Annotated in this window: 10 protein-coding genes; 4 read left to right on the top strand and 6 right to left on the bottom strand. The window is 53.1% G+C overall.

Features of this window, described 5'->3' with window-relative positions; all coding sequences use genetic code 11:
- Positions 1 to 58: 58 nt before the first annotated feature.
- The 4 genes from R6U41_RS04480 to R6U41_RS04465 all read right to left on the bottom strand — a co-directional run bounded on the left by R6U41_RS04480 (position 59) and on the right by R6U41_RS04465 (position 6,837).
- Positions 59 to 1,531, bottom strand: a complete 1,473-nt coding sequence (locus tag R6U41_RS04480; protein WP_410268637.1) for a hypothetical protein — start codon at positions 1,529 to 1,531, stop codon at positions 59 to 61.
- Between the two features lie 50 nt (positions 1,532 to 1,581).
- Entirely contained in the window at positions 1,582 to 2,886 is a 1,305-nt protein-coding gene (locus R6U41_RS04475; RefSeq protein ID WP_410268636.1) for an acetyl-CoA hydrolase/transferase family protein, read from the bottom strand.
- Positions 2,887 to 2,914: 28 nt separating this feature from the next.
- Positions 2,915 to 4,357: a 4-hydroxyphenylacetate 3-hydroxylase family protein gene (locus R6U41_RS04470; protein WP_410268635.1), complete on the bottom strand. Its 1,443-nt coding sequence runs from the start codon at positions 4,355 to 4,357 to the stop codon at positions 2,915 to 2,917.
- 374 nt (positions 4,358 to 4,731) lie between these two features.
- The gene (locus R6U41_RS04465) at positions 4,732 to 6,837 is read right to left on the bottom strand and encodes a sigma 54-interacting transcriptional regulator (RefSeq protein ID WP_410268634.1); all 2,106 of its coding nucleotides are present in this window, start codon (positions 6,835 to 6,837) and stop codon (positions 4,732 to 4,734) included.
- 695 nt (positions 6,838 to 7,532) lie between these two features.
- Between R6U41_RS04465 and R6U41_RS04460 the strand changes: the two genes are divergently transcribed.
- The 3 genes from R6U41_RS04460 to R6U41_RS04450 all read left to right on the top strand — a co-directional run bounded on the left by R6U41_RS04460 (position 7,533) and on the right by R6U41_RS04450 (position 10,845).
- The gene (locus tag R6U41_RS04460; protein WP_410268633.1) at positions 7,533 to 8,915 is read left to right on the top strand and encodes an FAD-dependent oxidoreductase; all 1,383 of its coding nucleotides are present in this window, start codon (positions 7,533 to 7,535) and stop codon (positions 8,913 to 8,915) included.
- Positions 8,916 to 9,005: 90 nt separating this feature from the next.
- A complete protein-coding gene (locus R6U41_RS04455; protein WP_410268632.1) occupies positions 9,006 to 10,100 on the top strand; it encodes a class I SAM-dependent methyltransferase in 1,095 nt (364 codons plus the stop codon).
- Entirely contained in the window at positions 10,093 to 10,845 is a 753-nt protein-coding gene (locus R6U41_RS04450) for a TatD family hydrolase (protein WP_410268631.1), read from the top strand. The genes R6U41_RS04455 and R6U41_RS04450 overlap by 8 nt, the downstream gene beginning before the upstream one ends.
- Before the next feature lie 13 nt (positions 10,846 to 10,858).
- Here the strand turns inward: R6U41_RS04450 and R6U41_RS04445 are convergent, their stop codons facing one another.
- Both R6U41_RS04445 and R6U41_RS04440 read right to left on the bottom strand, forming a co-directional pair.
- Positions 10,859 to 11,065: a 4Fe-4S binding protein gene (locus tag R6U41_RS04445; RefSeq protein WP_410268630.1), complete on the bottom strand. Its 207-nt coding sequence runs from the start codon at positions 11,063 to 11,065 to the stop codon at positions 10,859 to 10,861.
- A gap of 61 nt (positions 11,066 to 11,126) precedes the next feature.
- Complete coding sequence (locus R6U41_RS04440; protein WP_410268629.1) at positions 11,127 to 12,068, bottom strand: helix-turn-helix transcriptional regulator; 942 nt, start codon at positions 12,066 to 12,068, stop codon at positions 11,127 to 11,129.
- A gap of 206 nt (positions 12,069 to 12,274) precedes the next feature.
- Between R6U41_RS04440 and cas3 the strand changes: the two genes are divergently transcribed.
- Positions 12,275 to 14,218, top strand: a complete 1,944-nt coding sequence (cas3, locus tag R6U41_RS04435; protein ID WP_410268628.1) for a CRISPR-associated helicase Cas3' — start codon at positions 12,275 to 12,277, stop codon at positions 14,216 to 14,218.
- Positions 14,219 to 14,554 lie beyond the last annotated feature (336 nt).

Genomic DNA, 14,554 nt, shown 5'->3' with positions numbered 1-14,554 from the left:
GGCGGATCCGCCGTCCGCAAAGCGGCGGATCCGCCGGAGGCAACTTTCATAGAGCTTATCAGGTGTTTTTGGTATTGTTTTGCGACCGCTGGGCAATGGCGCCGAGATTTTCCTCGACCTCCTTTTGGATCTCTTCGGGAGAATCGATCGGAAATATGGGATCTTCTTCTTTGTAAGCCTTTTTCCAGCCGGCTCCCGCATACTGAAGCGCAACCAAAAGCAGTGCCGCCCCAAGCCCCCAGGCCGCGCCCCGGGTGGCGAGAATGGCACCGGCCACTCCTGCGATGCCCAGGTCATTGAAGCCTTTGGATTTCAAAACACCCACGCGCACGCTCACATACCCCTGAACCATCATTGTGGAGGCCAGCCCGATTCCCAGAATCGGCTTGACTGTTGCCACGATCGGGGCAATGAAATAGCTTGTCCAGGTACCCCACCGAAATGAAGCCGCACCCGAGTTGATCGACTCCATGGCCTCGGGACCGTTTTTGTAGCGCGTGCACACCACAACCTGCATGGCCGCCCACAGGGGCCCGCACATGGATATATCCGGGCCGAAAACACTCATAAACACATTTCTTCCGCCAAATATGATGTGCGACCGGTTGGGGTTGTAATCAATCTTCTCATCAGGCCGGTACCGCTGGGCATCCTCGAGAAGGGCCTGGCTTTGGAGCACATCCCCGAATACAACAATATAGGCGCTTAAGACAAGGGGAATCGAACTGACAAACATGGCCGCGCTGGGTATAGGTATGGCGCCGAGCATGGTAAAATCGCTAAACAGCCCCGCAAAATCCGGCCTGGAAAAAAATCCGATCCCGGAATAATCCGGCCACGGAATTTCACCGGCCAGCGGACCCACTAAAATGGCCAGTGCAAGGGCGGGCATCATGCCGAGATTGCCCAGATAATAGGCCCACCTGTGCTTTCTTTTAATGGCCTTGAAACTTTCCGAAAAAAGCAGATAAAAGGCAAGCCCCACGCATATGGTGATTGTCACCGGAAGGGAATCAAATGATTTGCTTCCCTCCCCGGGTTTGAAAATCAGCATTACCGCGGCAAATCCCGCACCCACCAGGACCGCGGACTGTACGGCATTGGGAATCAGGGCGATAAATCTCCTGGCCAGCCCGCTAACCCCCAGTCCCACGCAGAAAACCCCGAAAAGCAGCTGAAAGGCAATCAGCGCCTGCATTCTTTCCGGCCCGGGGTCAAAGGTCGTTACATGGGCAATGATCAATGGAATGGCCGGCGTGATCCAGCCCGGCACCACCGGGTCGCCGAAGGTCACGTGGGCAAGATAAAGCGTCCCGTTAAGGATGACAATGGCAAGGGCCACTTGAAAAGACATGCCCAGGGTTTCTGTTAACACGGGAATAATGGCCAGACATACCGCGGCCATCAAAAGCCCCTGGGCGAAATCGGCCCATTCCAGCCTGTAATGAACAAACGGCAGCCGCAAGGTCAGCGGCCCCAGCGAAATCCCGGGTTGTATTGCCCCGTATTCTCGTTTTTTTCGGATACCCATACTCTTCTCCTTTTTGCTGGTTTGGTATGACAAAAAAACCCGACGCCGGTTTAGCGCACCGCCCTGTTATAAATGGCATGATACTGCCGGGAGAGCTCTTCCCTGAAATCGGGATGGGCGATATCGATAAGCGCCCGCGCCCGCTGGGAGACGCTTTTGCCTTTGAGATCGGCCACACCGTATTCCGTTACAATGTAGTGCGTATCCGCCCGCGGCGTGGCAACAGAGGCACCTTCGTCGATGTGTGGGACAATTTTCGATATTTTTCCGTTTGAAGTGGTGGAATGAAAAGCAAGGATGGAGCGGCCGTTTTCAGACCAGGCGGCACCCCGCACAAAATCGAGCTGCCCGCCTGTGCCGCTGTACTGCTTGTAGCCGATGGTATCGGAAACCACCTGGCCCGCGAAATCCACCTGCAGTGCGGAATTGACCGAAAGCATGTTGTCGTTTCTGGCAATCACCGCCGGGTTGTTGGTATAATCAACCGAATACATCTCCACAAACGGGTTGTTGTCCACGAAATCGTAAAGCTTCCGGGTGCCCATGAGAAAGCAAATAATAATCCGGCCGGGATGGAAGTTTTTCCTGGAACAGTCGATAACACCCGCCTCCACCAGATCCACCACCCCGTCTGAGATCATTTCGCTGTGAATCCCCAGATGCTTTTTGTCTTTTAAAAACCGCAAAATGGCATCCGGGACCGCGCCGATACCCAGCTGCAGGCAATCGCCGTCATTGATCAGCCCCGCGATATGCCGCCCGATCTGCTCGTCCTTTTCAGTGAGCTCCGGCGGCGTGAGCACAGCCGGGGCGGTATCGGTTTCAACAATGCAGTCGATCTCAGAGACATGAAGCAGGGAATCGCCGTAGGTCCGGGGCATATTCGGCGAAACTTCGGCGATAACCCGCTTTGCGCTTTGGGCGGCGGGCTTGGTGTAATCCACGGATACCCCGCAGGAGCAGTAACCGTGTTTATCCGGCGGCGAAACCAGAATAAGGGCAAAATCAACGGGCAAAGTCCCTTCGGTGAACAGGCCCGGGGTTTTGCTGAAATGACAGGGCGTAAAGTCCGCCCTTCCTTCATTTATGGCCTTTCTGGTGGATGTGCCGGCAAAAATGGCATTGTGAAAGAAAATCCCCTCGTATTCCGGGTTGCAGTATTTTCCTTTTCCCATGGCCACCATGTGGACGATTTCCACATTTTCATAAGAGGCGCTGTTTTCCACCATGGCCTCGACCAGGGCCACAGGCTCTCCTGCGGCATGGCCCAGCACCACCCGGCTGTTTGACGGTATTTTGGACACCGCCTCGGCCGGGCTCATCTTTCTGCTGTCATAGCGTTTTTGCCAATACATAAACACTCCTGATTGGGTTGGCGGCAATCTACTGATCAATACCGCAGAGTTTTTTGGCCACGTTTTTCTTGGCCTCCATGTTGACAAGCCTGGAAATCATAATCCGCTGGGCCTGGGGGGATCCGGCCCCATGCATCGACTCCGTGAGATAGCCGACCGCAGCGGTTCCCAGGGTCAGGTTTTCGATAAGCCGGAGAATCCGGATGCGGTTTTCAGTGGGAACGTCTGTTTTTGTCTTGTAGTATTTTTCAATCCATTTGCCGGTTTCCGGGTTCCGCAAGTCCTGCTCCGAGGGGCAGGTCACCATGAGCCCCCCGGCGATATCCTGGGCCAGGCGGGCGATTTCATAGGGAAAGCGTGTGACGTTCTGCTTGCTGACATTGGCCAGAAGCGCACTGACGCAATAGGTTCCGGACGGCTTTGCCCCGCCTTCACCGGCGCACGCCAAAGACCCGCAAAAAAGCGTTTCATTGAGATGGTTCATCTCGATGATCTTGTCTTTGACATGGGAGGCTTTTTCCGCGCCGTTGTAATCCGCGGCCAGCTGGGTCGCACCGATCAGCACGTCTCCCACGCCGGCTTTGCAGGCATAGCTTTGCCTGTGATAGGAGGCGAAATGCTCCACAAGTTCACCGGCAAGTTCATATTCCCGGCACATGAACACCCGGTCCCAGGGAACAAAAACATCATCAAAGACCACAAGGGCCTCATGCCCCCCGTAATGCTGGTTTCCCCGGTCGATCATCCCGTCTTCGAGCTTACGCATGTCACAGGACTGGCGGCCGTAGATGTAGGAAATGCCCTCGGCATCCGCGGGCAGCGCAAAGGACACCGCGTAATCCTTATCATCTTCCCGCATGGCAATGGTGGGCATTACGATGATTTCGTGGGAATTGACCGCACCGGTCTGATGGGCCTTTGCACCCCGGACCACAATGCCGTCATCATTTTCAGCGATCACGTGGAGAAAGGCGTCAGGATCGGGCTGGCGGCTCGGGGGCAGGCTCCGGTCGCCCTTTGGATCTGTCATTGCCCCGTCACAGACCAGGTCCTGCTCCTGGACATATTCCAGATATTGTAAAAATCGTTTATAATAGCTGGTCTGATATTTTTCATCGATGTTAAACGTGGTGATGGAAAGGGCGTTGATGGCATCCATGCCAACGCACCGCTGGAAACAGCAGCCCGTAAGCGAGCCCAGCAGCCGCCCCATCTTGGTCTTTTTCACAAGATCTGTGGTGCTCTGGTGAATATGGGTAAACCGGTTGATTTTCTTTCCGGTGATATGGGACGTGGCGGTCATCAAATCCTCATATTCCGGCTGATGAGCCAGGTCATAGGTGAGCTTGACAGCATTCATCGACGGCCGGACGGCAGGATCATCAACGATGTTTTCCACCCTTTGACCGAAGAGAAAAACCTTAAGATTTAGCTTTCGCAAACTGTCTTCATATTCTTTTCCTGTTTTCATCTACCCAAACCTCCATTGCGAAAATTGTTGTTATCGCGATCTGAACAAGCGTTTTTTGGAAATAACGGCATTCAGCAGGAAGCGTGCCACAAGCATGGCCCGCCGGCGGCAGGACGCCCCGGAGCAGACCGCAATACCCGCAAACAGCGGAAAAAAACATTTGTTTCAAGGGGATTTAAAAAATGGAACGGGGCATGGATGAATTGCCGGATTGTTTCATTTTCAAAACAAACCCGGGAAAATCACACGCATGCCAAAGCCGTGAAGTGCGGAAACATGAGATAAAAAAGGCTTTGTTTCATTTTTGAAACAAAAATCAGAAATGAAACAAAGCCTTTTTGACAGCAAACCGGCCGTTATTGCAAAGCCGAAAATCAGGTTCTTTTGATCCCGTACTTTGCAGCCTTGCGAACCACTGAAGGCGCGCTGATGCCAAGAACCCGGGCGATCTCGCGGGTGGTGCCCAGGGTCTCATATGCCTGCTGGAGAAGCTGCTTTTCCACACCCTGGGTGGCCTGTTTCAAAGGCATCAGTTCGCTCAGAGAACCGGACCACTGGCTGCCGCCATCCAAGGGCCCTGTCCCGCAGACAGATGCCGGAAGGTCTTTTCTGGTGATCACCTCATCCGGAGACATCACCATCACCCTTTCCACCAGATTTCTCAGTTCCCGGATGTTGCCCGGCCACCTATAACGCTCAAAAACATCAACAACATCCGGAGAAAACCGCTTTTCCATACCATAGCTGCTGTTAAACTGCTTTAAAAAACTGGCCGCCAGAAATTTGATTTCTCCGGCCCGCTGCCGCAGGGGCGGGATATTCAGCGGAACCACGCTCAGCCGGTAATACAAATCCTCCCGGAAGTTTCCGGACTGCATCATCTCCAACAAATCCCTGTTGGTGGCCGCAATGATCCGGACATCAAATTTTCTGAATTCCGCCCCGCCCACACGGTTAAATTCGCATTCCTGCAGGACCCGCAAAAATTTTGCCTGGAAATCATAGGGCAAATCCCCGATTTCATCAAGAAACAGCGTGCCGCCGTCTGCCATTTCAAAATACCCGGGTTTGCCGCCCTTTTTCGCCCCTGTAAAGGCACCCTCCTCGTATCCGAAAAGCTCTGACTCCAGCAGATTCGGCGGAATGGCACTGCAGTTGACCCGGATAAAGGGCTGATTCTTCCGCAGGCTGTGAGTGTGGATGATACCCGCCACAAGATCTTTGCCGGTACCCGACTCCCCGGTGATCAACACGGTCGAGTCCACGCCGGCCAGACGGATGGCGGTATCCACCAGCTCATGCATCTTTTCCGAGCCCACAACAAGGCCGTCAACATTTTTGACATCCCGAAGCTTATAGGAATCGAGCTCCCTTCGGTACTGTTCGGTCATTTTCTGGGTTTCGGCAAGCTGGTTCTGCAGTTCATAAAGCTCTGTAATGTCCCGGACGCTGGTGACCACCCGGACGATCCGGCCTTTTTCGTCAAAAACCGGCCTTCCGGTGGCCAGCAGGGATTTGCCTGTGCTGGTTTTCTGGATGATGCTCCGGGCCTGTTTTTTTTCCAGCACAAGAAGGGTCACGGATTGGGAAAAAAATCCGTCTTTGACCAGCTTTTTCATGTTTTTTCCGTAAAAGCCGGAAGTATCAAGCCCGGTGATTTCGTCATAGGCCCTGTTGATGCGAAGAACATTGGCATCGCCGTCACAGACAAAAATACCGTCAGAAGAAGATTCAATAATGGCATCCAGATCCTTGTTAAGCTCCTTTACCGCCCCGAGTTCGTCCACTATGCTTTCCAGATCCGCAGTATCCTGAAATATGGCCACGGCCCCGATGATCTTGTCATGGATCCACATGGGATAACTGCGGATAAAGTAGGGATGTTTGTTGATCGAAACCTTGCAAAGCGGGGGCACCTTTCCTGTCTCAATGATCTCGGGCAGATTGATTTCAGGAATGAGCCTGTGGATGCTGCTGCCGTAAAGCATCTCACCGTTTGCCTCCAGCACATCTTTTGCCGACCGGTTCATGAAATTGATCCGCCCGTCCGGGCCGGCAGCGATAATCAGGTTTCTGGACGACTGGATAATGGCGTCAATGATATTGCGGGTCATCTTGTAGTGATCATGATAGGTCTTTGCCACATCCTGGACACCGATGATGCCAACAGCCCTGCCGCTTTCCACAACCGGAAAACAGGAACAGCGCATCCCGATGGGATCGGCAATATCCTCATCAGGGTGAAAGGTTTTGACATTGCGTGACATATGCCCGCCCAACGGGCCATCGAGGTCCGCGCCGGTGCTTATTGCCGCACATACATGGTCCTTGGTAAAAACCCCGAGAAATTGCCCGGATTGGTCCACAACACAGCCGGCGTCTGTTTTTTGTTCAGCAAAAACAGCGGCTGCGGCCCGAATGGTATCTTCATAGGAAAACAGGCATTTGTTGCTGTTTTCAAGAAATTTTCTGATTTTCATACGCCCTCTTCAATCTTGTTCAATGCCGCCCGGATCTTTCGAAATCAGGTTTCCCACAGGCCTGCAAAGTCAGTTGACAATAGTTCATGCAAATTTCATTCTCAAGGAAATTTTGATGGCGCCGTAAAAAGTCCAATATCTGCGTTACGCGCAATTTCTCAGAATTTCACGTACGGCTAAGTACGCTGCATTCTTCGAAATTGCGCAAGCCTTGATCTTGAACTTTTTACGGCACCATCTGAAATCAGACTTTTTACGGTGCCATCAAATTTCGTCCTGAAAAAACGTGTGATATTATCTTTTTGTCACATTTTCGTGTCTTTGGCGGCCCGGCATTGACAGCGGCTCAAGGCGCATATATTGATAAAGTGACCCGAAACAAATTGGATGAGGCTGTAAAAAAGACTTCTAACTTCGTTCAAGGTTCAAGGTTCAAGGCTCAAGGAAATCTCTTTTTTACGCTATACTGAAATTGCACTTCGTTTCCCTGACGGCGGCGGGGGAAAGCGGGTTTCCGAGCGGAAATTGAGGCTCCAGGAGCCTCCTGAAGCGAGGAAACTCGCTTTTGCGTGCCGCCGATCAGCCAAGGCGCTTATGGATTTCCTTTCTGCAAAAATACCGGCGTATCGAGATAAACAGCTTTTTACAGGCTCATCCAATAGAAACCCTCATCAATAAAAAAATCAGGTGATTGCATGGAACTGTTGCTCATCGGCGGAAGCGATGCCGGAATCAGCGCTGCCCTGGCCGCCCGGCAGATCAACCCGGCCATCCGGCCCACAATCGTGCTGGCCGACCAATACCCCAATTTCAGCATATGCGGCCTCCCGTTCTACCTTTCCGGGGAAGTGGGGGACTGGAAGACCCTGGCCCACCGGGATCTGGCAGCCATCGAGGCCCAGGGCATCACGGTAAAGCCCGGGCACCGGTGTACGGCCATTGACCCGATAAAAAAGACCGCATCCCTTAACACCCCTTCGGGTGACAGCCAGACCATGGCCTGGGACAAGCTCGTGCTGTGCACCGGTGCCCGGTCCACCACCCCTCAAATAGACGGCCTGGATCTGCCCGGGGTGTTTTGCCTGCGCTGGATGGACGACGCCTTTGTCATTGAAGAATTTATCACCCTCAAAAAACCAAAATCCATCATCATCATCGGGGCCGGCTATATCGGCATGGAAATCGCCGATGCCATGACAAGGCGCGGCCTTGCTGTAACAGTGATGGAATACGCACCTTCGGTGCTGTCCACCCTGGATCCGGACATGGGCGGCCTTGTGCGAAGCGAGCTTGAAAACAACGGGGTCACGGTATTGACCGGAATTTCCGCCAAAGGCATCCGGCAGCACGAAAACCGCCTGGTGGTTGATGCCCGGCCGTCAGGGGGAAAAGACATTGAAGTTGCGGGCGATATGGTGCTTGTGGCAACAGGCGCCCGGCCGCAGACCGAGCCCGGGCTTTCAGCGGGCATTGAAACCGGTTTTTCCGGGGCCATACGGGTCAATTCCCGGATGGAAACCAACCTGGCAGACATTTATGCGGCCGGCGACTGCGCAGAAACCCGCCACCGGCTCCTGGACCGAAATCTGTGGCTGCCCCTGGGCACAACCGCACACAAGCAGGGAAAGGTCGCAGGCGAAAACGCGGCCGGCAAAAAAAGCCAATTTGCCGGTTGCCTGGGAACCCAGTGCGTCAAAATTTTCAGCCTGGTGGCCGCCCGCACCGGACTCAAACAAAGCGAGGCCGAAGCCGAAGGGTTCTCGCCTTTAAGCGCGGATATCCGTGTTCCGGATCACAAGGCCTATTACCCTGGCGCAAAGGACCTCTGCATCCGCATCACGGGCGATGCTGAAACAGGCAAACTTCTTGGCGCACAGATTGTGGGCGCCCATGGCACGGAAGTATCCAAGCGCATCGATATATTTGCAGCCGCCCTCCACCATTTCATGGGTGTAAACGAAATCTGCGACCTGGATCTCAGCTACACCCCGCCCCTGTCGAGCCCCTGGGACCCGGTGCAGATGGCCGCGGCCGGATGGGAAGAAATGCGCGCCGAAAAATCAAAACCAATTCCTTGACACTGGCCTGCAATACTCCTACCTTAAATTTCCTGCCATTATTGGCCCGGGACATATCAACCCCAAACACAATTCCCATCAGGAAAAACCATGGACAATTTTGCCGAAAAAATGGCCGACATTCTCAACTACGGGGCCCTGAACCTGGCCATGGCCATTGGATACAAAAACCGCATTTTTGATACCCTCGAACACATGGGCACACCGGCAACCGCAGCCGAAATCGCCGCCGCCTCCGGACTCAATGAGCGTTACCTCAAAGAATGGCTGGCCATCATGGTCACCGGGGAAATCATAACACCCGGAAAAAACGAAAAACATGAAAACACCTATTACCTGCCCCCGGAGCACGCGAGTTTTCTGACCCGAAAATCCGGTAATAACAACCTCGGGGTCTACACCCAGGAAATCCCCCTGCTCACATCGTGTGCAATGGAATCGGTCGTTCGCGGGTTTCAGACCGGCGAAGGCATTGCATTTTCCCAATACCCGGATTTTCAGCAATTCATGAGCCAGCTGGCTGATGCCAAGCACGAACAGGTCCTGCTCAGCGAGTTTCTGCCCTCTGTTGAAAACGGAAAACTGGTGGAAAGGCTCAAATCCGGCATCCGGGTGTGTGATATGGGCTGCGGCCACGGGGTTGCCTTAAACCTTATGGCCGAAGCATTTCCCAAAAGCGAGTTTACGGGCATTGACAACCATGAACCCGCCCTGGAGACAGCGCGCAAAAACGCTGAAAAAAAGGGGCTTTCAAACCTTGTCTACAAAAACCGGGATGCAGCCAAAATCACCGGAGATCCGGAGTTTGACAAATGCTTTGACTATATCTGTGCATTTGACGCCATCCACGACCAGAGCCATCCCCTGGAAGCGTTAAAGGGCATCCGCCACATGCTGGCCCCGGGCGGGCTTTTTTCAATGGTGGACATCAAGGCGCAGACAAACCCGGCAGACAACATGGACCATCCCATGGGGCCGTTTTTGTACACCGTAAGCCTGATGCACTGCATGCCCGTGGGGTTAAACCACAACGGCACGGGCCTGGGCATGATGTGGGGCCGGGAGCAGGCAGAAGCCATGCTCGCCCGGGCCGGATTTGAAGACGTGCGCGTAATGGAAATGGCCCATGACGGGTTTAACCTGCATTATCTCTGCAAGGTCCCGGAAAATGCATCCCTTGATTGACACCCATACGCATCTTTATGACAAAAGCTTTGACGCAGACCGGGAGGCTGTGCTGCAAAGGGCGGCGGCCGCAGGGGTGGAAAAAATCATCACGGTCAGCGAAACCATGGAAGATGCCCGCCGCAACCTGGAGCTCGCAGATCAGTACCCGGCCCTGCTGCCGGCGGCCGGGCTTTACCCGGCGCACACAGACCCGGAGGCGGCAGCGCAAATGCGCGATTTTATCCGCGCCAACAGGGAAAAACTCGTTGCCATCGGCGAGGTGGGCCTGGATTTCCGGATAGTGGAAGACCATGATCAAAGACAGGTACAACGGCAAATACTGGAAGCCTTTGTGGATCTGTCTCTGGAAACAGGGCTTGCCTTAAACGTTCATTCCCGGTCTGCCGGCCGCCACGCAGTGGAACTGCTGATCGGCAAAAAGGCAACAAAAGTCCAGCTCCATGCATTTGACGGCAAGTTTGGCGCGGCCCTGCCCGCAGTGGAAGCCGGCTATTTTTTCTCAATTCCGCCCTCGGTTGCCCGCTCCCGCCAGAAACAGAAACTGGTGCGCAACCTGCCGCTTTCCTGCCTGCTTGTTGAAACCGACAGCCCGGTGCTGGGCCCGGACCCGCAAACCCGTAACGAACCGGAAAACGCCGCAATCGCCCTAAACCACATTGCGAAGATCAAAAACATCTCCCCCGAATCCGCCGCAGAAGCCATATACGAAAACACCCGCCGCCTTTACGATCCCTGGATTTAGCAATCAGCCGCCCTTACGTGACCTGCCGGACCCCGATGGCATCCAGGGGGCAGGCCTCGATGCAGTCCCAGCAGCCCATGCACATGTCCTGGAAAATCATGGGCGGATAAAAAGCCCCGTCAAGCTGCTTTATGACCTTGTGGGTGCAGGCCCCCACAGCAGGGCAGACCCCATCTTCAGGGCTGCATTTTTCCGGCCGGCACAGATCGTAATTTATCATTGCAAACGTTTTTTTTGCCTGAAAACCCATTGTATATATACAAAATCCTTTTTGTTCCGTTTCAGCCACCAATCCCCAGCCCGCGGCCCATCCGGCGGACCTCTTCCGCCATCTGGCTTTGGAGTTCCGGCGGCCCCAGCACCCGGGCCCGCCATCCATACTGGAGGATCTTCATCTTGATTTCCGTGAAATCCGCCGCCGGCACCGAAAGCACAAGACCGTCGTTCGTGTCTTCCATAACCTGGTCCCGGTGCCAGACCTGGTTTCTGACAATATCAGCCGCCTCATCCACAAACAGCACCCGCACGTTGTAAACCGCTTCGCCCTTGAAAATGCCGAAAGCGCCTTCAAGACACTGATCCGCGTCCGCATCCCCGGCCGTGCAGGCTTCCGGGCAAATCGCCAGGTTTTTTGCCCTTGCCAGATGAAACATGCGCATGGCCTTCCGCACATGGCAGTAGCCAAGCAAATACCACCGCCCCTGGTAAATCACCAGCCGCAACGGATCAACCTTGCGCGCACCGCCCTGCCCGCGGATTTTCCTGTAATCAAAAACCAACTGACAATCGCCGTGAAACGCCATGAGCACGGACCGGATCACTTCCGGGGCCACATGCTCCACCTCAACGCGCTCATAATGGATCTTATCCGCAAGCTTTTGAGCGTCTGCACAATATAAGGCCCCCAGTTCCTTTTGCAACCGCTGAATTTCCGGATCACCGATCAACCCGGACTCTTTTGCCAGCCGGTTGACCAGAGCGAACAAAAACAATGCCGCAGGCGACTTTTCAAGGGGCAGCGCAAACCCCTCCTGTTCATAAAAATACCCCTTTTTCCGCCTGTCATAAATAAGAGGCGCATTCAACCGGTCCCGCAGATACGCAATATCGCGATGCGCCGTGGAAGCAGAGACCTCAAAACGCCCGGCAATCTGACCCACCCCGGGATACCGCCCGCCGCTTACCTCCTGATGGAAATAATAGATCCGCTCCATCTGACTCATGCGTTTTTTCCTTCCATTCCAGAGTTTTTTATACTGCAAAACACATTGTCATTATATGCTATGCAAGCTATGGTATTGTCAATTTATACAGTCAGAGGCCTTGCATTCAAAACGCTGTTTTCCAATTAAAAAGATACCATGTTTTGCCTTTATACACAGATCTTTAATCATCCAATTTTAACCTTATCTATGGTGTTTTGACCACGATGAAACCTTTTTTCTATGCCCACAGTATTGAAGAAACCCCGCCTGATCAATGGCAGACGCTTGAAACCCATCTCTGCAATGTTGCGGCACTTTGCAGAAAATTTGCTGATAAATTCGGTTCCGGAGAATGGGGATATATAGAAGGACTTTGGCATGATCTGGGCAAATACCTTGACGATTTTCAAAAGCGGCTTAAAGGTGAAAATGTATCTGTAGAGCATTCCGGGGTTGGCGCGTGCCTGGCCTATGAATTGTGGGCAAAAAACGGCCTGCCGGTAGCTTTTGCCATAGCCGGGCATCATGGCGGCCTGCCCAACCTGCAGAAACCGGAAACCGGATTGCCGCTGCGCCTTACGGAACGGATCGAAAAAAACAAGACGGCATTAAACAAATGCAGACATCTCATTGCTGTCAATATCCTGAATCAGTCCCTGCCGCCCTTGCCCTTGTTTCTGGAAGCAGACGGCCGAAAGCTTCCCAATTCTGAAAAAGAACACCTTGTCTACGCAAGGGAAATGTGGGTGCGGTTTCTTTTTTCCTGTCTTGTGGATGCGGATCGACTGGATACAGCCTTTTTTTGTACCCCGGAACGTGAAAAGAAACGAGGCGGCTATGCAGACATGCAAACCTTAAGAAATCTGTGCGACAAATATATCGATAAAAAAACAAGCGCGCTTAGCCCTGAACAAAAAAACCACCGGGTAAACCGGGCGCGCTTTTCCATACTCAAGCAATGCCGAAATACTGCACAAAAAACACCCGGTATTTTTTCCCTTACCGTGCCAACAGGCGGCGGCAAAACCCTTTCAGGAATGTCGTTTGCGTTAAACCATGCCGCAACGCACGGTCTTCACAGGGTCATTGTTGTCATCCCGTATACCAGCATTATAGAACAAAACGCCGGGGTGTACCGGGATTGCCTGGGTGCGGAAAACGTCCTTGAACATCACGCAAGCCTGGACCCTGAAAGGGAAGAAGCGGAAAAAGGCATTGATACAAAGGAAAAGCACGAGGCAGCAACAGAAAACTGGGATGCGCCCGTGGTGGTCACCACTACCGTGCAGTTTTTCGAAACCCTGTTTTCATCAAAACCCTCAAAGGCTCGAAAACTTCACAACATTTCCAACAGCGTCATCATTCTCGACGAGGTTCAGAGCCTCCCGCCGGGGATGCTCAACCCGATACTTAACGGATTGACGCAACTATCAAATTTTTACAACTGCTCCATTGTGCTTTCAACAGCCACACCGCCGGCTCTGGCGGCCAGAAAACGTTTTGAACAAGGGCTTCCTGAGGTGGTGCCGATAATCAGCGACCCCAAAAAGGTATCAGAAGAATTGAAGCGGGTTGAATTCAATTGGCCGGAGCAGGATTCTTCGCCGCTGTGCACAGATGAACTGGCTGCTGAACTCAGCGCGCACCATCAGGTATTGTGTATTGTCCACAGGCGCAAAGACGCCAGGGAACTTGCGCAAAAACTGGAGGCAATCACCGGCGAACCTGTCTTTCATCTTTCAGCCCTGATGAGTCCGGCCCATCGCCTGTTAAAAATTGAACAGATCCAGGAAGCTCTTCATAATAGCGAATCATGCCGGGTTGTATCCACCCAGCTCATTGAAGCGGGAGTGGACCTTGATTTTCCGATTGTATACCGGGCGCTGGCCGGCCTTGACAGCATCGTTCAGGCAGGCGGCCGGTGCAACAGGGAAGGCCGAACGGAATGCGGAAAATTGATTGTTTTCAAAAGCGCCAGCAAACCGCCGCCCGGGGTGCCCCAAAAATCAGCTGCCATCATGGAAAGTCTGCTGAGGGAATTTGAAAACAAAGTAGATACCGAAGATCCGGATATATTTGAATACTATTTCAAACAGCTTTACTTTCACAGCGCAACTGACGTTAAAAACATCCAGGCAAACGCCGTGCGTTTAATTATGCAACCGTAGGGCGGGATTTTAAGCTCATAGAAGACGGATTTACGCATACTGTCATTGTTCCCTGGGGCGATTCGGAAAACCGGCTTTCAGCACTGCGGCAGGCAATCGACTACGATCTTCCGACCAAAAATCACCTAAGGGCGCTTCAGCCCTTTACAATAAACATATACCAGAACTCCTTTAAAAATCTTTGTCAGGCCGGCGCGGTAGAAGAGCTAATCGATGGTGTGTTCACTCTTTTGCCTACCCATAAGTATCTTTATGACGAACAATACGGCCTTATTGAAGGCGATGAACCACCGGCCGCTGATCCCGAAAGCCTTATCGTGGGTATATAAGCCGCAC

The organism is Desulfosalsimonas sp. (assembly GCF_046483245.1).
In the GTDB taxonomy this organism is placed as follows: Bacteria; Desulfobacterota; Desulfobacteria; order Desulfobacterales; family Desulfosalsimonadaceae; genus Desulfosalsimonas.
Note: the sequence above shows the minus strand (reverse complement) of the source record. Positions and strands in the feature narration are given on the sequence as shown.

What these genes read in the sequence shown, in the direction of transcription:
- R6U41_RS04480 (WP_410268637.1), bottom strand. Translation starts at nt 1,531, where the DNA reads ATGGGTATCCGAAAAAAACGAGAATACGGGGCAATACAACCCGGGATT.
- R6U41_RS04475 (WP_410268636.1), bottom strand. Translation starts at nt 2,886, where the DNA reads ATGTATTGGCAAAAACGCTATGACAGCAGAAAGATGAGCCCGGCCGAG.
- R6U41_RS04470 (WP_410268635.1), bottom strand. Translation starts at nt 4,357, where the DNA reads ATGAAAACAGGAAAAGAATATGAAGACAGTTTGCGAAAGCTAAATCTT.
- R6U41_RS04465 (WP_410268634.1), bottom strand. Translation starts at nt 6,837, where the DNA reads ATGAAAATCAGAAAATTTCTTGAAAACAGCAACAAATGCCTGTTTTCC.
- R6U41_RS04460 (WP_410268633.1), top strand. Translation starts at nt 7,533, where the DNA reads ATGGAACTGTTGCTCATCGGCGGAAGCGATGCCGGAATCAGCGCTGCC.
- R6U41_RS04455 (WP_410268632.1), top strand. Translation starts at nt 9,006, where the DNA reads ATGGACAATTTTGCCGAAAAAATGGCCGACATTCTCAACTACGGGGCC.
- R6U41_RS04445 (WP_410268630.1), bottom strand. Translation starts at nt 11,065, where the DNA reads ATGATAAATTACGATCTGTGCCGGCCGGAAAAATGCAGCCCTGAAGAT.
- R6U41_RS04440 (WP_410268629.1), bottom strand. Translation starts at nt 12,068, where the DNA reads ATGAGTCAGATGGAGCGGATCTATTATTTCCATCAGGAGGTAAGCGGC.
- cas3 (WP_410268628.1), top strand. Translation starts at nt 12,275, where the DNA reads ATGAAACCTTTTTTCTATGCCCACAGTATTGAAGAAACCCCGCCTGAT.